The sequence below is a fragment of the uncultured Apibacter sp. genome (genome assembly GCF_946479295.1).
GTDB lineage: Bacteria > Bacteroidota > Bacteroidia > Flavobacteriales > Weeksellaceae > Apibacter.
In genome coordinates this window covers 105778-128220 of record NZ_CAMLFD010000005.1, presented here as the reverse complement: position 1 = coordinate 128220, position 22443 = coordinate 105778, and the positions used below count along the sequence as shown (strand labels likewise).

Sequence of the window (22443 nt, the reverse complement as noted above, 5' to 3'; positions counted from 1 at the left end):
ACCAATAAAAAAAGGCAAGCTACCTGCATCACACCGCTACAACCGTTTACCTTTGCTGCGTTCCCACCCTGGAGGATTCACAGGAGCTGGTTGTGCAGGACTTGCCGGTGCAAAAATATAACTTTTTACAAAAAATACAAAATAATGCCACTTTTTTGAAAAATATTTTTTACTTCTGTCGTTAAATAAATTTGATTTTGCAGGTATCTCAAAAAATATAAATCATTTAATTTATTTTAATTTTAAATCAAAAAAAGCATTTTATATTTATTAAAATTTCATAAATATTTTCAATTATCAAAAAAGTATATAAAATAACATCTTAATTTTTTCAAACTAACCAATTTCTATTATAATAAATCAAGATATGAACAGTATCGATTACATGTATTTATTGATTGTGTAAATCAGTATTTTTTATCCAAAATTATATAAATAAAATAAACAAGGATATTTTATCACAACTTATATTATCCAATATATGAAGCTAATTATGATTATTTGAAAGAATTGTAGATAGAAAATCAATTATTTTAAATAGTAAATGATTGGTTCAAGTAGGACTATCTTGATAAATATTTTCCAGTATGGTTAATGGTAATTTAGTTGGAGTTAGAGAAGTTATCTAATTAGTAAATCTAAAATATGAAACGAACCATATTTCATCAACAATACAGAAAATAATTCTTTAAAAATATTTGAAAATATACAGTTTAGATGGTAAAGAAATCATTACTAATAAAAATATTTAATGACATAATTAGTAATACTTAGTATATTTTAAATAAGTGTTAAAAATGGAATCATTAAAAAAATTATTTATATACTCTCTTTTAGTCTAATAATTGTATTGAATAGATGTTCGGAAAAAATATATAAAAAAAAGAAATTCGCAATTATTACATATAATTTATAAATAATTATTATAGGAATAATTTTAATATTGTCAAATGTATCATTAAAAATAATTCGAAATTAAAATTAAGCCTTAAAGAAAGATTTAAATATCATCAATTTTGTTTTCTTTTTCACAAAAAATTATTACTATCTTAGCTACTGATCAAAATACCTAAAGACATGAATATAAAATTACGGCTAATTATTCTAGTTTTTCTACAATATTATATATGGGGTGCTTGGTTGATTTCCTTAGGAGGATATGCAGGATTGCCTGTTAATGAAGGTGGATTAGGATTTACTGGAATTCAAATTGGCAGTTTATTTGCAACTATGGGATTTACTTCACTTTTTATGCCCGGTTTACTTGGTATAGTTGCCGATCGTTGGTTAAATGCTGAAAAGGTATTAGGAATAAGTCACATTTTAGCAGCCATATTTATCTTTATGGCATCACAAGTTAAAGAATATCATATATTCTATCTTTATCTATTTTTGCATACCTGTTTTTATATGCCAACAATTTCATTGACTAATTCAGTTTCTTATAATGCTCTTGAAAAAAATGGATTAAATTCAGTAAAAGATTTTCCTCCCATACGAGTATGGGGTACCGTAGGCTTTATTGCTGCAATGTGGACGGTAGATTTCTTAGGTTTTGCAAGAAATTCAGTGCAGCTTTTTATCAGCGCGGGGGCGGGAATTATTATGGCTCTATATTCTTTCACTATGCCGAATACCCCTCCAACCAGAAATAATAACAATAAAGGATTGATACATGCTTTAGGTTTAGATGCCTTTGTTTTATTAAAAAATAAAAAAATGGCTATATTTTTCTTTTTCTCCATGCTATTGGGTTGCTCTTTACAAATAACCAATGCTTTTGGTGGACCATTTCTAGATAGTTTTAAATCTACTTATCCAAATTCATTCGGCGTTAAGCATCCTAATCTTTTATTATCCATATCGCAGATATCTGAAACCTTATGTATTTTATTAATTCCTTTCTTTTTACAAAAATTTGGAATTAAAAAAGTGATTATGATTAGTATGTTTGCCTGGTTTTTACGATTCAGTTTATTCGGTTTAGGAAATCCTGAAAATAAAATTTATCTTTTAATTCTCTCAATGATTGTTTATGGAATGGCTTTCGATTTTTTCAATATATCCGGATCATTATTTGTAGACAACGAAACAGATAAAAGCATTCGTTCCAGCGCTCAAGGTTTATTTATGATTATGACTAATGGATTAGGTGCAATTTTAGGAAGTTATGGAAGTGGATGGGTAGTTGAACATTTTACTGTAAATGGTATAACAAATTGGCCATATGTTTGGTTTACCTTTGCTGCTTATTCTTTAATTATATTTATTATTTTTCCTTTTGTTTTTAATCCTAAAAAATCATCCAAATAATTATAGTATATACTTTAATGTTTTTGCAAATATCCACCCTGTTAAAATCCCCATAAATGTACCTGTAAGAATATCTAGAGGAAAATGAACTCCTACATATATTCTACTATATGAAACTAATAAAGCCCAGGAAAATAACAAAATTGGTGCATATTTATGGTTTCTATAAAAAAGAATGGATAAGTAAGTAGCTAAAGCAAACGAATTAGCTGCATGAGCAGAAAAATAGCAATAGGATCCTCTGCATTTTTCGATAACCAATCTAAACAATCCATCCAATTCAGGATTTCTACAAGGTCTAGGACGCTGTATCCAATTTTTAAATATAGAAGATGTCGTATCGGTTAATACTATCATAAGTCCAATGCTTGCTCCGATCATAAAGACTTTTTTCCAACCATATTTCTCCCATATCACTAAAAAAATAAAAACATAAGTTGGAATCCAATAGTATTCATTAGTAATAAGTAACCAAAAAGAATCAAACTTAGGAGTTCCTAAATTATTTAAATATAAAAATAATTTTACGTCCCACTCTATTAAATTATCCATCATTTTCTTTTAATAGGACCATCGATAGTATCATCCAAAAGATCATTCAAATTATTAGTAACTTCGTTCGATGTTTTATCCATATTTTTTTTGGCCTCACTTATCTCGTCTTCAATTTGTTTGACAGCCCCATTATTATCTATTTGAGACATAACTTCTCTTTTTATATTATCGGTAGCATCCTTCATAGCACGTACTCCCTGCCCTAAGCCTCTAGCTATTTCAGGGATTTTATCCGGGCCAAATAATAATACTACAACCAATAATATAACTATAATTTCTCCAAAACTCACTGTATTAGATTTAATTTTTACAAATTTACAACTTTATCAAACGTATTTTTCTTATTTAATAAATATTTAATTATTATCAAACCATTCTTTTATAAATTATCAAATATTTAATAATATCATTTATAAATCATCGTTTCTTCATTCATAAGTAATAATTTATATAAAATTAAAAAGGATCTTGAATAACAAGATCCTTTTTAACTATATTTTTTTAGTTATTTATTTTACAGATGAAGATAATTTAGGATTAGATGCTTCTTTATCATATTTGTATCTAGTTAAATCGTAAGATAAAGAAGATGCAATGTAAATTGAAGAATACATACCAAAAGTAAAACCTAAAAATAAAGCGAACATAAACCCTTGTAAAGTCTCACCTCCAAAGAAGAAAATAATTACTGTTACCATAATAGTGGATACTCCAGTATTAATAGTTCTTCCTAAGGTATGATTAATGGCATCATTATACAATTCTTCCAATGTCATAAGATGATGAGCATTATTTTTCTTATTTTCTCTAATTCTATCAAATACAATTACAGTATCATTAATAGAATATCCAATAATTGTCAGAATCGCAGCAATAAAAGATTGATCGATTTCAACTGAAAAAGGAATAATCTTCAACCAGCTCAATACAGAAAATGCCCCCATGACCACAATTGAATCGTGTAATAAGGCAGCAACAGCTCCTGTAGACATTTGCCAATTTCTAAATCTTACCAAGATATATAGGAAAATACCTGCTAATGCAATGGATACGGCAATAACACCGTTTCTAACAATACCGCTTGCTACAGTAGGACCAACCTCTGAACTGGATTGAATACCATAAGGCGAACCTTTAACAAAATTATCTTTAGAATAATTGGTAGGTAGATATTTTTTTAATCCTGAATATAGCTTTTCACGTATTACAACATCAATATTTGGATCATTACTATCCATACCATATTTGGTTGTGATCCTTACTTGGTTACCTTCCCCATACTTTTTAGCATTTATATTGGATGACTCACCTTCGTTAGTAAATAATTTCTCTAAAGAAGCAGTAACCTCCTCAGGATATATATTTTTTTCCAATTTAATAACATAGGTTCTTCCTCCCGTATAATCGACACCTTTATCAAAGCCTTTAGTAAACATTGATACAAGTGCAACAACCATTATAATTAATGAGAAAATATATGCATATTTTCTTTTTTCCATCCATTTAAAATGGACATTAGTAAACCAATTTTTAGTTATACTAGTTGCAAGAGAAAAGTTTTTACCTTTTTCCATTGAGCCGTAAATAAACATACTAGTAATGAAAATTGCTGTAAACAATGTACAGAAAATTCCTATAACTAAAGTAACTGCAAATCCTTTTATTGGTCCGGTACTAAATAATAAAACAATTCCAACAATTAAAGTTGTTAAGTTTCCATCTATAATCGCTGCTAGCGCATGTTTTTGCCCTTCCATGAAGGCCTGCTTTAAAGGTCTGCCTCTTCTTAATTCTTCTTTAACCCTTTCAAATATAATAATGTTAGCATCTACTGCCATCGCCATGGAAAGTACCATACCTGCTATTCCCGGAAGAGTTAAAACAGCTCCCGTTGAAGCCATAATTCCTATTAAATAGAATAAATTTAATATTAAAGCTATATTAGCATATAAACCAGCTTTTCCATAATAGAATATCATCCAAGCTAGTATAAATACATAAGAAACAACTATAGATAGTAAACCATTATTTATAGATTGCTGTCCTAAAGTCGGACCTACAACTTCCGATTGAATGATTTTAGCTTTAGCAGGGAGATTTCCCGATTTTAAAACGTCAACCAAGTCATTAGCTTCTCTTTCTGTAAAATTACCACTAATTACGGATTGACCATTAGGAATAATCGAATTAACATTAGGTGCAGTATATACTACATCATCTAAAACTACAGCAATAGGTTTACCTATATTTTTCTCAGTCATACCTTTCCAAACCAAAGCACTTTCCGGCCCCATTTGCATTCCAATTTGTATCCTATTAAACTGATCAAAAGTTAAACTTGCCTCAGTTACTGCTCCCACTAAAGGTGCTTTATTATTTTTAGTTCCTCTAATAGCATATAATTCAAGTTCATTATTTGATTTAGAATCTGGTTTAGATGCCCAAAGTAGTTTTATGTACCGAAGACCTACCGGTAATAATTTTTTAGCTTTATCTGAATATATAATCTTATTAATAGCTGCAGTGTCCGATAATTTTGCAACTGCTAAAGCATTTGATCTATTTGACAGTTTTAATAAACTTGTTAATTTATTGTCTGCAATTTTTTGATTCACGTCCATTATATATGCCCAAGCTGTAGGTTGGTCATAAACTTCCCAAAATTCTAATCTTGCAGAAGTTTGCAGCAATTTTTTAACTCGATCTGCATCAGTCACTCCCGGAAGCTCAACTAAAATTCTTCCTGTCCCTGGAACACGTGCTATATTGGGTTCGTCAATATTTAATTTCTTTATACGAGCTCTAATAACATCTATAGCTTTAGTTACTTTAGACTCTATAACTCCAGAAATATATTTTTCAACCTGTTCATCAGTAGTATTATGTTGAATTTGATTTGCTAAATCTCTTGTACCAAAAACTTCAGGAGAAGATAATTGTAAATTTGGCTGATTCAATTCGATTTTAGCTACTTGAAATGCTTTGAAAAAATTTGAGGTATAAGTATTTCTGGATTTAACTTCTTCAGAAGTAGCTATCTCTAACGCTTTTCTAAATACAGGATTTTCAGAATTATCAGCTAAATCTAAAAGCAAATCTTTTTCGGAAATTTCAAGCAATAGATTGAGACCTCCTTTAAGATCTAACCCTAACTGCATTTCATTTTTCTTAGCATCATAATAATTCATCTTGACAATTCCGAGATTCAAAGTGTCTTTAGCTAATTTTTCCAACTCAGCTCTTCTACTCGCCTCCGTTCCGTTAGATAAACTATTTGCTTTTGATTCTATACGATTAACATATAATGTAGGAAATAATTCCGCTAAACATATTAATCCAAGAACAATCGCAAAAAATTTAACAAGTCCTTTTCCTTTCATTGGTAAGTTTTAATTATAATAATGTATTTTTCATTTAGTTTGCAAATATAACAGTCTCTTTGATGACTAGCAATTATTTATATATTTTTTTACTAATTAAAATAATTACATTGAGGAATATATATAAATTTTAGAAAAATAATTATAAATAAAAAATATAAAAATTAATTTTATATAACAATGCCGTTTTATATTTGTATTTTAAACAATTATGGAAAAAATAGAAATTGAAAAAGCAGTTGAAATTTTAAAAAAAGGCGGAACAATTCTTTATCCCACCGATACTATATGGGGAATCGGATGCGATGCTACCAATGTAGATGCTATTGAAAAAGTTTTCAAAATAAAACAAAGAGATAAATCTAAAAATTTAATTATACTTGTGGAGTCCGAAAGACGATTACAAGAATATGTTAATGTTCCATCATTGGCTTGGGATTTAATTGATTTGTCAAACAAACCTTTAACCATAATATATGATAATCCTCAAAATTTACCTAAAACACTTATTTCAGATAAAAATACAATAGGAATTCGTTTAACACACGATCCGTTTTGTAAAAAATTAATTTCAAAACTCAATAAACCAATAGTTTCCACTTCTGCAAACATAAGTGGTGAATCTTCTCCTGAAAATTTTTCATCAATTTCCTCCAAAATTTTGGAAGGTGTAGATTATATAATAAATTTGCGCCACGAAGAAATTAAGAAATATGCATCATCTTCGATAATACAACTATCTGAAGATGGGCGAATTAAAGTAATTAGAGAATAGTAATTAGATGAATTTAACTCACGCAATACAAAATCCTATTTTTAAATTGATATCAAATGTTGTTTCTAAAAAGAATCAACAAACTTTTGTCATAGGAGGATTTGTTCGTGATCTTCTTCTTGAAAGACCGAAAATTAAAGATATTGATATCGTTACGGAAGGTAGTGGCATTGAATTAGCCTTAGCTATTGCGGATGAATTAAAGTCTAAGCCTAAAGTATCCATTTTCAAACGATTTGGAACAGCTATGATACATATTAAAGATTATGATGTGGAATTTGTCGGAGCAAGAAAAGAAAGCTATACCTACGATAGTCGTAAACCTTCAGTTGAAAGAGGTACAATTGAAGATGATCAAAACAGAAGAGATTTTACCATCAATACATTAGCTATCAGCTTAAACGAAAATAATTTTGGTGAACTAATTGACCCTTTCGATGGCCTGAATGATTTAAAAAGGAAAATTATACGTACCCCTTTAGAACCAAGAATTACTTATTCTGACGATCCATTAAGGATGATAAGAGCTATTCGCTTCGCTACTCAATTAAATTTTAGCATAGAATCGTCATCTTTTCATGCTATCAAACAAAATGCAGAACGTTTTGATATATTATCTAAAGAAAGAATTACCGACGAATTCAATAAAATTATGATGGCTGCACAGCCAAGCATCGGTCTAAAATTATTATATGAAGTACAACTTCTACAACGTTTTTTACCCGAATTAACAGACTTGCAAGGCATTGAAGAAGTAGAAGGTCAAAAACATAAAGATAATTTTTACCATACATTAGAGGTGGTTGATAATATAAGTAAAAATACAACTAATCTATGGCTTAGATGGGCAGCTTTATTACATGATATTGGAAAAGCACGTACAAAAAAATTCGATAAAAAAATAGGTTGGACTTTTCACTCTCATGAATTTGTCGGAAGTAAAATGGTACTGTCTATTTTTAAAAGGCTTAAATTACCACTTGGTGACCCTTTAAAATACGTTCAAAAATTAGTTCAGAATAGCTCACGACCTATATCACTTATCACTGATGAAGCATCAGACAGTGCACTAAGAAGATTATTATTTGATATGGGCGATGATTTAGAAGATTTATTTTTACTTTGTAAAGCCGATATAACTACTAAAAATTTAAAAAAACAAACGCGTTTTAAACAGAATTTTGATTATGTAGAAGAAAAAATTAAAGAAGTTGAAGAAAAAGATAAAATTAGAAATTTTCAGCCCCCAATCACCGGACATGACATTATGGAAGCTTTCGAAATAATTGAAGGAAAGCAAATAGGAAACATTAAAGAAGCAATCAAAGAAGGAATATTAGAGGGTACTATAAAAAATGATTATAAAAACTCATATAACTATATGTTACAATTAGGAAAAAAATTAAATTTAAAACGAAAAAGCTAGACTATATGATTTATAAGATTAGAGTAATTCTTGAAACTGAAGGGGACGTTTTTCGAGATATTGAGATTAAGGATTTGCAAACTTTGTGGAATTTATATGAAGGTATCAAAAGTGCTTTTAGTTTACAAGGTGATGAATTAGCTTCATTTTATAAGTCCGATGATAATTGGACACAAGGAAAGGAAATTCCTTTAGAAGATATGGATGAAGATGGGGAAGGAGAAACCATGTCTGATATTTATATCAATGAAGCTTTCACTAAAGTTGGAGATAAAATGCTGTTCGTCTACGACTTTATGAAAATGTGGTCTTTTTATGTGGAACTATTAGAAGTTATTGATAGAAAAGCTATCGGCGTATATCCTTTAACTGTATATCGCTTTGGAAAAATGCCGTTAAAAGCTCCTGATAAAAAGTTTATTTCTCCATCCAATATTGATGATTTCAGTGAGGTAGAAGACGTTGATATGAATATTAAATTTGATGACGATGATGATTCCTATGAAGATGATGATTCCTATGAAGATGAAGAACTTATAGATGACGACGAATTATAAAAATAAAAAAAGGAAATTAAAATTATTTTAATTTCCTTTTTTAAATTTATAAAGTTATCTATATATTTTGTTTCAAATAAGATCTTAATTAAAGATCGTATTCGTATTTTCTATCCAAAACAAAATCTTCCATAAATTTTGTCGTATAATCTCCTTTAAGGAAATTAGGATCATCCATAAGTTGCCTGTGTAATGGAATGGTAGTTTTTACTCCTTCAATATAAAACTCATCTAATGCTCTCTTCATTTTTATAATTGCTTCATCTCTAGTAGGAGCGGTAACTATTAATTTAGCTATCATGGAATCGTAAAATGGTGGAATTGTATATCCGGAATATACATGAGTATCAACTCTAACTCCATTTCCACCTGGTATATTTAGCGTAACAATTTTTCCTGGTGAAGGGCGAAAATCATTATAAACATCTTCCGCATTAATTCTACATTCTATAGAATGTCTTTGAGGATAAAAATTATTTTTAGGAACTTTAGCTCCGGCAGCTAATTCTATTTGAAGTTTTAATAAATCTAAATCGGTAATTTGTTCTGTAATGGGATGTTCTACTTGAATTCTTGTATTCATCTCCATAAAATAGAAATTTTTATATTTATCAACTAAAAATTCAATAGTACCCACTCCTTCATAACCGATATATTCAGCTGCTTTAACAGCTGCATCTCCCATTTTTTTGCGTAAATCTTCAGTAATAAATGGAGAAGGTGTTTCTTCTGCCAATTTTTGATGACGTCTTTGTACTGAACAATCTCTTTCAGACAAATGAATGGCTTTGCCATACTTATCACCCGCTATTTGGATTTCAATATGTCTAGGTTCTTCAATAAGCTTTTCCATATACATACCTCCATTCCCAAATGCAGCTTCAGCTTCTTGAACAGCGGAGTCCCAAGAACTTTTTAGATTTTCTTCTTTCCATATTGCTCTCATTCCTTTTCCTCCCCCTCCTGCAGTTGCTTTAAGCATTACAGGATAACCTATTTCTTTAGCAATTTTGACAGCATCTTCATAAGACGCTATTAATCCATCTGAGCCAGGTACAGTTGGAACTCCAGCTTCTTTCATGGTTGCTTTGGCAGAAGCCTTGTCCCCCATTCTCTCAATATTTTCGGGAGTACCACCAATGAATTTAATACCCATCTTTTGGCAAGATCTTGAAAAATTTGCATTTTCTGAAAGAAATCCATACCCCGGATGAATAGCATCTGCATTAGTAACTTCTGCAGCTGCTAAAATATTAAGTTGTTTAAGATACGAGTTTTTACTTGCTGCTGGTCCAATACATACTGCTTCATCAGCAAATCGTAGATGCAAACTTTTGGCATCTGCCGTAGAATAAACAGCAACGGTTTTTATACCCATTTCTTTTGCTGTTCTAAGAATACGCATGGCAATCTCACCTCTATTAGCAATCAAAATCTTTTTAAACATACACTTGACTTTTAATTTTGATTAATTTAATTAAGATGGATCAACTAAAAATAAAGGTTGGTCAAATTCTACTGGAGAAGCATCATCTACTAAAAATTTAACAATTTTTCCCGAAACTTCAGACTCTATTTCATTAAATAATTTCATTGCTTCTATCACACAAACAATACTTCCTGCACTTATAGTATCTCCTACATTTACAAAGACTTCTTTATCCGGAGACGGTTTTCTGTAAAATGTACCAATCATAGGAGATTTAATAGTTACATACTTAGATGTATCTTCTTCAGCTTGTGAAGATTCAGGTTGATTACTAGTTACAGTTGGCGTAGCTGCTGCTGGATGATTTGCTATCGTTGGCATAGGTCGAGAAACTTCTGGTGCATAAACTATCGAACCGTTATTAGTCTTTATAGAAATCTCGAATTCATCTGTTTTATATGTTACTTCTGCAACATCTGATTTAGATACAAATTTAATTAAATTTTGAATTTCTTTAATGTCCATGAGCTAGAACTTTTAATTTAATTTTCCAAATGTAATGGAAATATATTAATTTTATATAGAAAAAAACCATTTAATTAAAATTTAATTAAATGGTAACATTATTTTATATTTTTATATTCTAAGATTATAGAATTATTCTTCAACTTCTTCTACATTCTTTTCCATAACTACCTTTCCCCTGTAGTATAATTTTCCCTCATGCCAGTGTGCACGATGAAACAAGTGTAATTCTCCAGTTGTTGAACATTTAGCCAATTGAGGAACTGACGCTTTGTAGTGAGTTCTTCTTTTATCTCTTCTTGTAGATGACTGACGTCTTTTAGGATGTGCCATAATTCTTCCTTAAATATTTTTTTAATTTTATATATTATTTGCCTTCTTCATCAGACAGGCCATACTTTTCAAGTAAACTTGTATATTCGTCCTCATATCCTTCAGAATATTTAGGATGAACATGCTTCATTGGTATGGATAAAAGCACGCTTTCATAAATCAATTGAGCGACATTTATGCTATGGGAACCTAATGGTAATATTAAAACTTCCTCATTAGTATCGTCAAAGGCATCACCAAATTTGACTAATGTTTTGATTTCATTCTTTACAACTTGTTCATATTCCTCACCAGAAATATCACATATTAACATCACAACACCTTCAGTTTTTATCTTCAATTCTAAAAACGAAGAATGCTTAATTAGTTCAACATTAACCGTTATTTCTGGCCCTTTGAATTCTTGTGTAAAATCAAACAAATCAAAAAAAGGTTGTTCAATATCCATCGTAAAGCTATGGCTTCCAAGCTTTAATGACGAAAACAAAATATCATAATTGCGTAACCTTTCCATAAATATGGATTGCAAAGTTAAGTATAAGTTCTTAAAACTACAAATTTTAATTCAATTTTAAGTAAATACAGCTATTCAAATATACCTTTTTATAAATTAATATAGTATAAATCCCCTATCACCCTTTTAGTATTGAAAAAGTAGCATTATTCTATTAAAATTTGTAAATTTGTAAGAGAAATTGTGCAATTAAAATGAAAGATTATGCTTTTTATTCCGGATTAGGTATTCAGCTTATGGTAACTATCCTACTATTTGCAGGAATAGGGCATTATCTTGATGAACAATATCTATCCATGAAGCCACTATTTACAATAATTTTCACTTTATTGGGAATAGCTATTGGACTAATTACTATCATTCGTCAAATATTGAGAAAACAAAGATGAAAATATAAATCATAGTTTCTTTTAAATATATAATGAAATATGAAAAAAGTCATACACATGGATTGTGATTTAAAAATGAGTATATTTGCATATTTATGAATCTGAATAATATGATAAAACTTGCAGTTAACTTTTTAGTTTTAGTTTTTACCTTAAACTTCACATTTGCTGAAGGCACAAAAAATAATGATTCAGAAACATTTAACCCCACTGAAACTGCGATGCATCACGTGAAGGATGCTCATCAATTTGAAATTTGGGGCGAAGATGTCACCCTTTATTTGCCTGTTATTCTTTGGACTGATAAGGGTATTGTTACCTTTTCTTCAAAAGAATTTAAGGGAGATGATAACGGAGAAGTTATTATAGAAAAAAAGGGAATGAATTTTGTAAAGTTCCACGAAAAGATATATTATGCAAATACAAGAAAAAATAATGCCGGTGAATATATAATTGAGTCATCTAAGATTATGCATCTTGATGATCAACATCATCCGATCAATAAAGCACCCTTAGATTTTTCTATAACTAAAAATATTTTTTCCATGTGGCTTTCGCTATTAATACTGCTTGTTGTATTTATTACAGCAGCTCGATATTATAAATCGAGTGCATACAATGGAGTTCCTAAAGGAGTAGCTGCAGTAGTCGAACCTTTAGTAGTATTTGTGAAAGATGAAATAGCTATCCCTAATATAGGAGAAAAAAAATATAAAAAATACATGCCCTATCTACTAACGGTATTTTTCTTTATATGGTTAAATAACGTTATGGGATTAATTCCTTTTTTCCCATTTGGAGCTAATCTAACTGGAAATATCGCAGTAACTTTTACATTAGCGGTTATCACATTTATAATAACCAATATTAGTGGAAATAAAAATTACTGGAAACATATATTCTGGACTCCCGGAGTACCCGTTCCCATGAAACTATTTTTAGCACCTATAGAAGTTATTGGTATTTTTACAAAACCATTTTCTCTAATGGTACGATTATTTGCTAATATAACTGCTGGACACATAATAATTATAAGTTTAATATCACTAATTTTTATATTCAAATCATATTTTGTAGCCCCGGTTTCTGTCGTTGCAGTTGTCTTTATAAGTGTAATCGAAATTTTAGTTACCGCTTTACAAGCATATATATTTACAACCTTGTCTGCCCTATACTTTGGTATGGCAACAGAGGATAGTCATGAAGAACATTAATTTTTAATACATAATAATATGGGAATGTCAGTAATAGGAGCAGGCTTAGCTGCTATTGGAGCAGGGATTGGAATTGGTCTTATCGGAGGAAAAGCGATGGAAGCAATTGCAAGACAACCTGAAGCTCAAGGTAAAATTCAAGCTTCTGCATTAATCTTAGCAGCATTAGTTGAAGCAGTTGCATTATTTGCAATTGTTGTATCGTTGATTAAGTAAGAAGAAAAATATTAGAAAACTCGAAATGATAACGGTTGGTTATTCGAGTTTTCTTTTAATAATTTAGGTAAACTCTTTTATAAAAAGTTAAAAAGATATAAAATATGGATTTATTAACTCCTTCAATCGGCTTAATATTTTGGATGACCATTTCCTTTATAGTTTTATTAATTATTTTAAGGAAATTTGCATGGAATCCCATTTTAAAAGCCTTAGAAAACAGAGAGAATTCAATACAGAAATCTTTAGATGAAGCAAAAAATGCGCGAGAAGCTATGGCAAAACTTACCTCTCAGAATGAGCAGATTTTGAAAGAAGCTCGTATGGAAAGAGACGCAATATTGAAAGAAGCTCGCGAAATTAAAGATAAAATTGTCAGCGAAGCAAAAGATGAAGCTATAGCAGAGGGTAACAAAATTATTCAATCTGCAAAAGATACTATCAATGCTGAAAGAATATCTGCCATTAATCAAATAAAAAGTGAGGTAGCAGATTTATCCATCGATATAGCAAAAAAAATTCTTCAAAAAGAATTATCTAATCCTGAAGAACAAAAAAAGCTTATAGAATCATTAGTTAACCAAGCTAAATTGAACTAATATGTCAGTTGTAAAACTCGCCAAACGTTATGCAACCGGATTATGGGAATATGCTTTATCTTTAAATGAAGGCGAAGCAATCGTTAAAGAAATGCATTCTTTAACTGACTTAATCAGACAGAGTAAAGATTTACAATTTTTTTTAAAATCTCCGATTATTGAAACCCCTAAAAAGGTTCAAATCATAAATGAGATTTTTAAATCTTTTTCCCCTACTTCTCGTAATTTTATCACTCTTGTTGTAAAACATAAAAGGGAAAATGATTTATTGGAAATAGCACAACAAGTTTTGGAATTGTACGATAAATATAATGGTATACAGCGTGTAGAAATAGTTTCTACCTTTCTATTAGATAAAGAAACAACAAGTCAAATTTTAAATACCTATCCTAAGATCAATCAAGAAAAAGCAATAATCGAAAATAAAATTGATGAATCATTGATCGGAGGATATATTTTACGTATTGATGACCAGCAAATTGATGCTAGCGTAAAATCAGAATTAAATAATATTCAGAAAAAATTAAGTAATAAAATATTTTAATATTTTACCTATAACTTATAAATATAGACCACAATGGCAGATATAAAACCCGCAGAAGTTTCTGCAATCTTAAAACAACAATTATCAAATTTTGATCAAAATATTTCCCTTGACGAAGTAGGGACTGTTTTACAAGTTGGTGACGGTATTGCACGGATTTATGGACTTAGTAATGCAGAACAAGGAGAACTTGTAAAATTTTCCAATGGTTTGGAAGGAATGGTTCAGAATTTAGAGGAAGATAATGTAGGAGTAATTCTATTGGGTAAATCCAACGGTATTAAAGAAGGTGATATCGTTAAAAGAACTAAAACCATTGCCTCTATTGATGTAGGGGAAGGTATGATAGGAAGAGTTGTTGATACCTTAGGGGCTCCCATAGACGGAAAAGGACCGATTACCGGAGATTTGTTTAGAATGCCTTTGGAAAGAAAAGCTCCCGGAGTATTATTTCGTCAGCCCGTAAATGAACCTTTACAAACAGGTATTGTAGCTATAGATTCAATGATTCCCATAGGAAGGGGACAAAGAGAATTAATAATTGGAGATCGTCAAACCGGTAAATCAACGGTAGCTATCGATACTATTCTTAATCAAAAAGAATTTTATGATCAGGGAAAACCTGTTTATTGTATTTATGTTGCTATAGCTCAGAAAGCTTCTACAGTTGCACAAATCGTAAAAACTTTGGAAGATAAGGGAGCAATGGCGTATACCGTAGTAGTTGCAGCTAATGCATCAGACCCTGCCCCTATGCAGGTTTATGCTCCCTTTGCCGGAGCTTCTATTGGAGAATTTCTTAGAGATACTGGAAGATCTGCATTAATAATTTATGATGACCTTTCAAAACAAGCAGTTGCTTATCGTGAAGTTTCTCTATTATTAAGAAGACCACCGGGTCGTGAAGCCTATCCTGGAGATGTTTTCTATTTGCATTCGCGGCTATTAGAACGAGCTGCTAAAATTATTAATAATGATGAAGTAGCCTCTAATATGAACGATTTACCGGACTCTTTAAAGGGTATGGTAAAAGGTGGAGGCTCCTTAACTGCTCTCCCAATTATTGAAACACAAGCTGGAGACGTTTCTGCTTATATTCCAACGAATGTGATATCTATTACAGATGGACAAATATTCTTAGAATCAGATTTATTCAATTCAGGGGTTAGACCTGCAATCAACGTTGGAATTTCTGTATCTCGAGTGGGTGGTTCTGCGCAGATTAAACCTATGAAAAAAGTATCGGGAACTCTTAAGATCGACCAAGCTCAGTTTCGTGAATTGGAAGCATTTGCTAAATTTGGTTCTGATCTAGACCCTGCTACTGCTGCAGTTATTGCTAAAGGCGAAAGAAATGTGGAAATTTTGAAACAATCTGTAAATTCGCCAATGCCTGTAGAAGAGCAGATTGCCATCATATATGCCGGAACTCAAAATTTACTACGGGAAGTTCCTGTAAATAAAGTTCAGGATTTTAAAAGAAATTTGACGGAGACATTACGTACTCAACATGCAGATTTATTACAAACTTTAAAAGCCGGAAAAATTGATGACTCTATAACGTCTTCTTTAGATAAAATCATAGCTGGAGTTGTTAAAAATTATTCTTAAAAAAATAAAAGACGATAATAGAAAATGGCAACATTAAAAGAAATACGAAATCGAATTGCATCAGTAAATTCTACCATGCAAATTACAAGTGCAATGATGATGGTTTCTTCTTCTAAACTGAAAAGAGCTCAGGATGCAATTTTAAGGCTACGTCCTTATTCAGAAAAAATGCAGGAACTATTATCCAATGTTAGCTCTTCTTTTGACAGCGATTCGGGAGGAGCTGAATACATAAAAAAAAGAGAACTTAAAAAAGTTTTACTTGTTGTCATTACTTCTAATAAAGGATTGGCAGGAGCTTTCAATTCAACTGTAATTAAAGCAGTTAAAAATCTTTTGGACAATGAGTATAAAAATATTCAAGTGGATATTTTAACTATAGGCAAAAACGGATATGAAAACTTAAAAAAAGTAGTATCAGTTTATAAAAACAGTAGCTCACTTTGGGATGCACCTACTTATGAAAATACTTCAGCTATATCTGATGATTTAATGAACAAATATGTATCTGGAGAATATGACAGAATAGAGTTAATTTATAACCGATTTAAAAATGCCGTTGTACAACTTTTACAAGTAGAACAATTCTTGCCTATTGAACTACCTGAAACTACTAATAATACTTCTACGGTAAATGATTATATTTATGAGCCGTCTAAAGAAAGCATTTTATCACACCTTATTCCTACCTCTTTAAAAACTCAACTTTTTAAAGCTATTTTGGATTCAAATGCGGCAGAACATGGAGCAAGAATGTCTGCTATGCAATCAGCCACAGATAACGCTAAATCATTAAAAAGTCAATTATCTATATCTTATAATAAAGCTCGACAAGCCTCTATTACTAATGAATTAATTGAAATAGTGAGCGGCGCACAAGCATTGGAAAATTAAAATTCATTTGTTTATATAAAAAAAGGTTACCTAAATTGGTAACCTTTTTTGTTTTTATCCAGATTTGGTTCAAATTTTGAGAGACTAAAAACAGTTAAAAATTGAATAATGAATAATTTTGCTTTTGTTAATCCTGTAAAAATTTTGTTTGGAAAGAATATGATTTCCGAAATAACAAAAGAGATACCTTCACACTATAAAGTTTTAGTTATATACGGAGGAGGTAGCATCAAAAAAAATGGTGTTTATGATCAGGTAAAAAATGCATTAAAAGACTATCAGTGGTTTGAATTTTCAGGTATTGAGCCTAATCCTCATTATGAAACTTGTATGCAAGCAGTAGAGGTAATAAAACAGAAAAATATTGATTACATTTTAGCTGTGGGTGGCGGATCTGTTATTGATGCTACAAAATTTATTGTTGCTGCCGCTTGTTTTGAAGAAGGGGATCCATGGAGAATTCTTGCAGATAAGCCGAATGTGGTAATTAATAAAGCGCTTCCATTTGGAACAATATTGACTCTTTCTGCTACTGCATCGGAAATGAATGCGGGAGCTGTAATTACTAAAAAAGAAACCCTTGAAAAGTTGTCATTTAGTTCTCCCCTTGTCTACCCTAAGTTTTCCGTTTTAGATCCAAGTGTTACTTTCACACTTCCTCCTGTGCAAATCAGTAATGGAGTTATTGATTCGTTTGTACATGTAATAGAACAGTATTTAACCTATCCTGTAAATGGTTTATTACAGGATTTTATGGCAGAATCCATATTAAAAGTATTGATTATTGATGGTCCTAAAGCATTAAAAGACCCTTTAAACTATGATATTCGCGCAAATCTAATGTGGGCTTCCACCTGGGCATTGAACGGTTGGATTGCTTGCGGGGTTCCTCAAGATTGGTCTACGCATTTGATTGGTCATGAGTTAACCGCTTTTTATGGAATTGATCATGCACAAACACTAGCAATAGTATTGCCCGGAGTCATGAAATTACAGAAAGAAGAGAAAAAAGAAAAAATACTTAGATTAGGAAGAGAAGTTTTTTCTTTGCAATCCGATTCTACGGAAGAATTAATAAACGATTCCATTACTGCTGTTGAAAGCTTTTTTCATAGTATGAATATTAAAACCAGACTTTCCGATTACAATTTAGGAGATGATGCTATCCAAAAAATTTATGACCGAATGGAAAAAAGAGAATGGAAATTAGGAGAACACAAAAACATTACGGCAAATGAAATTAAGAAAATATTAGAATTAAGAAAGTAAGAAAATATCAATTAATTAAAATCAGGATATTGCTATCCTGATTTTTTATTCTTTCAAGAGATAAGTAAATTAAAATTTTAAATCCCTATCTTTTGAAAATAAATTAAAATACTTTAGCGCAATAACTTAATAGATAATATTTTATAATTAATAATAAAATTTGACATAATTTTACTTCAATTTATTGATCAATTATCTTCATGGCAAAATCTATGATTTCATCCGTATTTAGATAGTTAAACCAATGCACAGATTCATCTTTTCTATACCAGGTTAACTGTCTTTTGGCATATCTACGACTATTTTTCTTTATTTCTTCTATAGCAAATTCTAATGAAATATTCCCATCGAGATACTCAAATAATTCTTTATATCCGACCGTTTGAAGGGCATTCTTATGCCTATAATTTTTTAAAGAAATCACTTCTTCTAATAGACCATTTTCAATCATTAAGTCTACCCTTTTGTTTATTTTATCGTATATAATTTCTCGAGGAGCCGTTAATCCAATTTTTACGGTAGAAAAATTTCTTTTTCTTAGTAAATTATTTCTATAGGAACTGTAAGGTCGACCGGTCCCCCTGAAAATTTCCAATGCTCGTATCATGCGCGTAGGATTGTTACAATCTACTTCTGCATAATATTCTGGATCATTCTTTTTCAATTCATCTTGTAAATAATCCAATCCTTTTTCTTGAAATTCCTTAATTAATTCTTTTCTGATATTAGGATCTACATCGGGGAAATAATCTAAGCCTTCATTTACCGCTTTTTCATATAGCCCAGAGCCTCCAACCATAATCAATTGATTATACTTATCAAAAAGTTCGGAAATCTTTTTTAGGGCATCTTTTTCAAAATCCCCTACTGAATATTCTTGATCTATACTTAAATTATTTATGAAATGATGTGAAACTAAAGATAATTCTTCTAAGGATGGAGAAGCCGTACCGATTTTCATCTCCCGATAAAATTGTCTGCTGTCACAAGAAATAATTTCCGTATTTAGTCTTTGTGCTAATATAATTGAAAGAGAAGTTTTACCAATTCCTGTAGGGCCAACAATAGAAAATAAAATTTTCATATTATTGTTCAATAATACTAGTATAGTGATTTCGATTTTCCCATACCAAATATTTATCTACTTCCTTAAATAATTTGGAGAAAGCAAAATAGGCGATTGTTAAATCATCCAAAATTCCTATCCCTACCAAAAAATCGGGTATAAGGTCAATGGGAGATATTATATAGAGTAGTAAAAAAGTAAATATAAACAGATTTTTGAAACCTGGCTTATATTTCCCTTTTAAGGACGCTTTTAGCATCCTGAATAAAATAGGAATTTTGGATATAAAATTTTTATCCTTAGAAACTATTCCTAGTAAATGTTTTCCTTTCATATCAAGATTCTTGACTGACTAATAAAAATCAATTTTTATTCCAAAACCTAATCTCTGCCACATTTACAATTGGCTCCTCCTCCACATTTTTTCTTTTTGGAAAAAAAAGTATCCTTAAATAGTTTTATCAAATACCATACGGCAAATAGTAAAGTAATTGTCACAAATGTATATTGAAGATAAATATTCACAATCAGTTGACTATTTAGATTAAATCTATGCAAAGATACCGTTTTTATTTTAAATTTTTATTTTAAAAATGATTAGTTGCATTTCAATATTGTAATGGTTTTCAACCAAAAAAACTTATTTTTGTAGAAATTTAGATTTTTTTTATTATGTTTAATAAAGAAGACGAAGAACTTGAACATTTTTCACATACAGAATACACACCTATTCGATCGGATGCATTTGTTTTATCTCCTGAAGAAAAGCAAAAAGCTATTCAGGATCATTTTGCTAAGATCATGCAAATTCTTGGCTTGGATATGAATGATGATAGTTTGAAAGATACGCCTAAAAGAGTTGCAAAAATGTACGTTAATGAAATTTTTGGAGGTCTACTTCCCGAAAATAAACCCGAAGTATCTACATTCAAAAATAGTTATAAGTATCGTCAAATGTTGATTGAAAAAGACATTACTGTTTATTCAACCTGTGAGCATCATTTTCTGCCTATTATAGGAAGAGCTCATGTGGCATATTTTTCAAACGGAAAAGTCATCGGTTTATCTAAAATAAATCGAATTGTAAACTATTATTCCAGAAGACCTCAAGTTCAAGAGCGTTTAACCAGACAGATTGTTGAAGCTTTAAAAGAGGTATTGAACACAAATAATGTGGCTTGTGTAATCGATGCTAAGCATTTATGCGTAAATTCCAGAGGAATACAGGATACGGAGAGTAGTACGGTAACCGCGGAGCTAAGTGGCATTTTTTTAAATAATCCGACAACAAGACAAGAATTTTTACATTATATTGGGATTGATTCTCATTTTAAAATTTAATTATGCGTAACTATCTGAATAATCAAATAAAATTATACAATTCTTTACACGGAAAAAAAGAAATATTTACCCCTTTACATGAAGGATTTGTAGGAATGTATATATGCGGACCGACTGTATATAACAAAGTACATTTGGGAAATTGTCGTACTTTTTTATCATTTGATGTAATTAACAGATATCTGCGACATTTAGGATATAAAGTAAGATATGTTAGAAATATTACTGATGCCGGGCATCTTACAGATGATAATTCCGAAGATAAGATATCCAGTCGTGCCCGTTTGGAAAGAATTGAACCCATGGAAGTAGTTCAAAAGTATACGCTTAATTTTCATAAAGTTTTAGACTCATTTAATATGCTTCCTCCGGATATAGAACCTACTGCTACTGGTCATATTGTAGAACAAATAGAACTTATAAAAAAATTAATAGATAAAGGATTAGCTTATGAGATAAACGGCTCAGTATATTTTGATGTCAATAAATTTGATTCGGAAGGGGGAAATTATGGCGAACTGAGTGGAAGAAAGATTGAAGACATGATTGCCAATACTCGCGATTTGGATGGCCAGGGAGAAAAGAGAAATCCTCAAGATTTTGCTTTATGGAAAAATGCTTCTCCTGAACATATTATGAGATGGCCCTCTCCGTGGGGAAATGGATTCCCGGGTTGGCATTTGGAATGTACTGCTATGAGCACCAAATATTTAGGTAAAAAGTTTGATATTCACGGAGGAGGCATGGATCTAAAATTTCCTCATCATGAATGCGAAATAGCCCAAGCGAAAGGCTCTTTTGGTGAAGAACCTGTAAATTATTGGCTTCATACCAATATGCTTACTTTAAATGGACAAAAGATGAGTAAGTCTACAGGAAATACTATTTTACCTGAAGAATTATTTAACGGTAATAATAATTTTATTGAAAAGCCTTTTCATCCGATAATTGTTCGTTTTTTCTTTTTACAAGCTCATTATAGAAGCGTATTAGATTTGTCTAACGATGCAATAGTGGCAGCAGAAAAAGGATTTTTTCGGCTAACATCAGCTATTGAAAAGATACCTTCACTAGATGGTTCAGAAGTTTCAAGCTATAATATTGATGAATGGATTGATAATTGCTATACTGCATTGAATGATGATTTTAATACTCCGGTATTAATTTCTCTTTTATTCGATATAGCTAAACTTATAAATAATTTAGAATTAAAAAATGAAACACTAACCGCTACTGATTTAAATAAATTAAAAACTGCTCTTCATTCTTTTTTTTATGATATTCTCGGATTAGAGCTACTTTCTGATACATTAAACGATAATAGTAAGTTAGATCATGCCATGAAAGTGCTTATTGACTTAAGAACTAAAGCAAGGCTTGAAAAGGACTGGGCATTATCCGATGAAATACGTAATCGTTTATCAGAATCCGGTATTGTTCTTAAAGACGGGAAAGAAGGAACTACTTATGAAATTGAATAATTAAATTATTAT

Annotated in this window: 23 protein-coding genes and 1 other RNA gene; 14 read left to right on the top strand and 10 right to left on the bottom strand. The window is 30.6% G+C overall.

From position 1 onward, the window contains the following. Positions 1-9: 9 nt before the first annotated feature. An RNA gene (gene ffs, locus Q0T35_RS05550) (signal recognition particle sRNA small type) lies at positions 10-107 on the bottom strand. A gap of 970 nt (positions 108-1077) precedes the next feature. On the opposite strand from ffs, the gene Q0T35_RS05545 reads away from it, so the two are divergent. Beyond that, positions 1078-2313 carry a nucleoside permease gene (locus tag Q0T35_RS05545; RefSeq protein WP_295841286.1) on the top strand — a complete coding sequence of 412 codons (1236 nt, stop codon included), beginning with the start codon at positions 1078-1080 and terminating at the stop codon, positions 2311-2313. On the opposite strand, the gene Q0T35_RS05540 is transcribed toward Q0T35_RS05545, so the two are convergent. From Q0T35_RS05540 to secD, 3 genes are all read right to left on the bottom strand, one after another. Beyond that, the gene (locus Q0T35_RS05540) at positions 2314-2865 is read right to left on the bottom strand and encodes a phosphatase PAP2 family protein (RefSeq protein WP_295841285.1); all 552 of its coding nucleotides are present in this window, start codon (positions 2863-2865) and stop codon (positions 2314-2316) included. It abuts the gene before it with no gap. Next, positions 2865-3158, bottom strand: coding sequence for a twin-arginine translocase TatA/TatE family subunit (locus tag Q0T35_RS05535; RefSeq protein WP_295841284.1), 294 nt, complete (start codon positions 3156-3158; stop codon positions 2865-2867). The genes Q0T35_RS05540 and Q0T35_RS05535 overlap by 1 nt, the downstream gene beginning before the upstream one ends. Before the next feature lie 219 nt (positions 3159-3377). Next, positions 3378-6248 (bottom strand): protein translocase subunit SecD, encoded by a 2871-nt coding sequence (gene secD / locus Q0T35_RS05530; RefSeq protein WP_295841283.1) that lies wholly within the window; start codon positions 6246-6248, stop codon positions 3378-3380. A gap of 226 nt (positions 6249-6474) precedes the next feature. Here secD and Q0T35_RS05525 point away from each other — a divergent pair, with 226 nt between their 5' ends. The 3 genes from Q0T35_RS05525 to Q0T35_RS05515 are packed head-to-tail and all read left to right on the top strand — an operon-like array spanning position 6475 to position 9006. Next, positions 6475-7023, top strand: coding sequence for an L-threonylcarbamoyladenylate synthase (locus Q0T35_RS05525; RefSeq protein ID WP_295841290.1), 549 nt, complete (start codon positions 6475-6477; stop codon positions 7021-7023). Between the two features lie 7 nt (positions 7024-7030). Beyond that, entirely contained in the window at positions 7031-8449 is a 1419-nt protein-coding gene (locus tag Q0T35_RS05520) for an HD domain-containing protein (RefSeq protein WP_293916618.1), read from the top strand. A 5-nt stretch (positions 8450-8454) separates the two neighbouring features. Then, positions 8455-9006, top strand: a complete 552-nt coding sequence (locus Q0T35_RS05515; RefSeq protein WP_293916616.1) for a hypothetical protein — start codon at positions 8455-8457, stop codon at positions 9004-9006. 88 nt (positions 9007-9094) lie between these two features. Here the strand turns inward: Q0T35_RS05515 and accC are convergent, their stop codons facing one another. The 4 genes from accC to Q0T35_RS05495 form a co-directional block, all read right to left on the bottom strand. After that, a complete protein-coding gene (gene accC / locus Q0T35_RS05510; protein WP_293916614.1) occupies positions 9095-10453 on the bottom strand; it encodes an acetyl-CoA carboxylase biotin carboxylase subunit in 1359 nt (452 codons plus the stop codon). A gap of 30 nt (positions 10454-10483) precedes the next feature. Further along, on the bottom strand, positions 10484-10960 hold the full coding sequence (gene accB / locus Q0T35_RS05505; RefSeq protein WP_295810583.1) for an acetyl-CoA carboxylase biotin carboxyl carrier protein: 477 nt from the start codon (positions 10958-10960) through the stop codon (positions 10484-10486). A 132-nt stretch (positions 10961-11092) separates the two neighbouring features. Beyond that, positions 11093-11293: a 50S ribosomal protein L32 gene (gene rpmF / locus Q0T35_RS05500; protein ID WP_293916610.1), complete on the bottom strand. Its 201-nt coding sequence runs from the start codon at positions 11291-11293 to the stop codon at positions 11093-11095. 34 nt (positions 11294-11327) lie between these two features. Continuing rightward, positions 11328-11807 (bottom strand): DUF177 domain-containing protein, encoded by a 480-nt coding sequence (locus tag Q0T35_RS05495; RefSeq protein WP_293916608.1) that lies wholly within the window; start codon positions 11805-11807, stop codon positions 11328-11330. Positions 11808-12001: 194 nt separating this feature from the next. Between Q0T35_RS05495 and Q0T35_RS05490 the strand changes: the two genes are divergently transcribed. From Q0T35_RS05490 to Q0T35_RS05455, 8 genes are all read left to right on the top strand, one after another. Next, complete coding sequence (locus Q0T35_RS05490; protein ID WP_293916605.1) at positions 12002-12196, top strand: AtpZ/AtpI family protein; 195 nt, start codon at positions 12002-12004, stop codon at positions 12194-12196. A gap of 110 nt (positions 12197-12306) precedes the next feature. Beyond that, positions 12307-13410 carry a F0F1 ATP synthase subunit A gene (gene atpB, locus Q0T35_RS05485; protein WP_293916603.1) on the top strand — a complete coding sequence of 368 codons (1104 nt, stop codon included), beginning with the start codon at positions 12307-12309 and terminating at the stop codon, positions 13408-13410. 18 nt (positions 13411-13428) lie between these two features. Beyond that, a complete protein-coding gene (atpE, locus tag Q0T35_RS05480; protein WP_055425716.1) occupies positions 13429-13626 on the top strand; it encodes an ATP synthase F0 subunit C in 198 nt (65 codons plus the stop codon). A gap of 104 nt (positions 13627-13730) precedes the next feature. Next, positions 13731-14225, top strand: coding sequence for a F0F1 ATP synthase subunit B (locus tag Q0T35_RS05475; protein ID WP_293916596.1), 495 nt, complete (start codon positions 13731-13733; stop codon positions 14223-14225). Between the two features lies 1 nt (position 14226). Continuing rightward, positions 14227-14769 carry an ATP synthase F1 subunit delta gene (gene atpH, locus Q0T35_RS05470; RefSeq protein WP_293916594.1) on the top strand — a complete coding sequence of 181 codons (543 nt, stop codon included), beginning with the start codon at positions 14227-14229 and terminating at the stop codon, positions 14767-14769. A 33-nt stretch (positions 14770-14802) separates the two neighbouring features. Beyond that, positions 14803-16380 carry a F0F1 ATP synthase subunit alpha gene (gene atpA, locus Q0T35_RS05465; RefSeq protein ID WP_295841282.1) on the top strand — a complete coding sequence of 526 codons (1578 nt, stop codon included), beginning with the start codon at positions 14803-14805 and terminating at the stop codon, positions 16378-16380. 24 nt (positions 16381-16404) lie between these two features. Continuing rightward, the gene (gene atpG, locus Q0T35_RS05460; RefSeq protein WP_295841280.1) at positions 16405-17274 is read left to right on the top strand and encodes an ATP synthase F1 subunit gamma; all 870 of its coding nucleotides are present in this window, start codon (positions 16405-16407) and stop codon (positions 17272-17274) included. Between the two features lie 108 nt (positions 17275-17382). Then, positions 17383-18543, top strand: coding sequence for an iron-containing alcohol dehydrogenase (locus Q0T35_RS05455; protein WP_295841278.1), 1161 nt, complete (start codon positions 17383-17385; stop codon positions 18541-18543). A 181-nt stretch (positions 18544-18724) separates the two neighbouring features. Here the strand turns inward: Q0T35_RS05455 and miaA are convergent, their stop codons facing one another. Continuing rightward, positions 18725-19627 (bottom strand): tRNA (adenosine(37)-N6)-dimethylallyltransferase MiaA, encoded by a 903-nt coding sequence (gene miaA / locus Q0T35_RS05450; RefSeq protein WP_295841276.1) that lies wholly within the window; start codon positions 19625-19627, stop codon positions 18725-18727. A gap of 1 nt (position 19628) precedes the next feature. Then, on the bottom strand, positions 19629-19943 hold the full coding sequence (locus Q0T35_RS05445; RefSeq protein WP_293916584.1) for a DUF1232 domain-containing protein: 315 nt from the start codon (positions 19941-19943) through the stop codon (positions 19629-19631). A 338-nt stretch (positions 19944-20281) separates the two neighbouring features. On the opposite strand from Q0T35_RS05445, the gene folE reads away from it, so the two are divergent. Then, positions 20282-20950, top strand: a complete 669-nt coding sequence (gene folE, locus Q0T35_RS05440; RefSeq protein WP_293916582.1) for a GTP cyclohydrolase I FolE — start codon at positions 20282-20284, stop codon at positions 20948-20950. A 2-nt stretch (positions 20951-20952) separates the two neighbouring features. After that, positions 20953-22431, top strand: coding sequence for a cysteine--tRNA ligase (cysS, locus tag Q0T35_RS05435; protein ID WP_293916580.1), 1479 nt, complete (start codon positions 20953-20955; stop codon positions 22429-22431). The last annotated feature ends 12 nt before the right edge of the window (positions 22432-22443 follow it).

What these genes read in the sequence shown, in the direction of transcription:
- Q0T35_RS05545 (WP_295841286.1), top strand. Translation starts at nt 1,078, where the DNA reads ATGAATATAAAATTACGGCTAATTATTCTAGTTTTTCTACAATATTAT.
- Q0T35_RS05540 (WP_295841285.1), bottom strand. Translation starts at nt 2,865, where the DNA reads ATGGATAATTTAATAGAGTGGGACGTAAAATTATTTTTATATTTAAAT.
- secD (WP_295841283.1), bottom strand. Translation starts at nt 6,248, where the DNA reads ATGAAAGGAAAAGGACTTGTTAAATTTTTTGCGATTGTTCTTGGATTA.
- Q0T35_RS05520 (WP_293916618.1), top strand. Translation starts at nt 7,031, where the DNA reads ATGAATTTAACTCACGCAATACAAAATCCTATTTTTAAATTGATATCA.
- Q0T35_RS05515 (WP_293916616.1), top strand. Translation starts at nt 8,455, where the DNA reads ATGATTTATAAGATTAGAGTAATTCTTGAAACTGAAGGGGACGTTTTT.
- accC (WP_293916614.1), bottom strand. Translation starts at nt 10,453, where the DNA reads ATGTTTAAAAAGATTTTGATTGCTAATAGAGGTGAGATTGCCATGCGT.
- accB (WP_295810583.1), bottom strand. Translation starts at nt 10,960, where the DNA reads ATGGACATTAAAGAAATTCAAAATTTAATTAAATTTGTATCTAAATCA.
- rpmF (WP_293916610.1), bottom strand. Translation starts at nt 11,293, where the DNA reads ATGGCACATCCTAAAAGACGTCAGTCATCTACAAGAAGAGATAAAAGA.
- Q0T35_RS05495 (WP_293916608.1), bottom strand. Translation starts at nt 11,807, where the DNA reads ATGGAAAGGTTACGCAATTATGATATTTTGTTTTCGTCATTAAAGCTT.
- Q0T35_RS05490 (WP_293916605.1), top strand. Translation starts at nt 12,002, where the DNA reads ATGAAAGATTATGCTTTTTATTCCGGATTAGGTATTCAGCTTATGGTA.
- atpB (WP_293916603.1), top strand. Translation starts at nt 12,307, where the DNA reads ATGATAAAACTTGCAGTTAACTTTTTAGTTTTAGTTTTTACCTTAAAC.
- atpE (WP_055425716.1), top strand. Translation starts at nt 13,429, where the DNA reads ATGGGAATGTCAGTAATAGGAGCAGGCTTAGCTGCTATTGGAGCAGGG.
- Q0T35_RS05475 (WP_293916596.1), top strand. Translation starts at nt 13,731, where the DNA reads ATGGATTTATTAACTCCTTCAATCGGCTTAATATTTTGGATGACCATT.
- atpH (WP_293916594.1), top strand. Translation starts at nt 14,227, where the DNA reads ATGTCAGTTGTAAAACTCGCCAAACGTTATGCAACCGGATTATGGGAA.
- atpA (WP_295841282.1), top strand. Translation starts at nt 14,803, where the DNA reads ATGGCAGATATAAAACCCGCAGAAGTTTCTGCAATCTTAAAACAACAA.
- atpG (WP_295841280.1), top strand. Translation starts at nt 16,405, where the DNA reads ATGGCAACATTAAAAGAAATACGAAATCGAATTGCATCAGTAAATTCT.
- Q0T35_RS05455 (WP_295841278.1), top strand. Translation starts at nt 17,383, where the DNA reads ATGAATAATTTTGCTTTTGTTAATCCTGTAAAAATTTTGTTTGGAAAG.
- miaA (WP_295841276.1), bottom strand. Translation starts at nt 19,627, where the DNA reads ATGAAAATTTTATTTTCTATTGTTGGCCCTACAGGAATTGGTAAAACT.
- Q0T35_RS05445 (WP_293916584.1), bottom strand. Translation starts at nt 19,943, where the DNA reads ATGAAAGGAAAACATTTACTAGGAATAGTTTCTAAGGATAAAAATTTT.
- folE (WP_293916582.1), top strand. Translation starts at nt 20,282, where the DNA reads ATGTTTAATAAAGAAGACGAAGAACTTGAACATTTTTCACATACAGAA.
- cysS (WP_293916580.1), top strand. Translation starts at nt 20,953, where the DNA reads ATGCGTAACTATCTGAATAATCAAATAAAATTATACAATTCTTTACAC.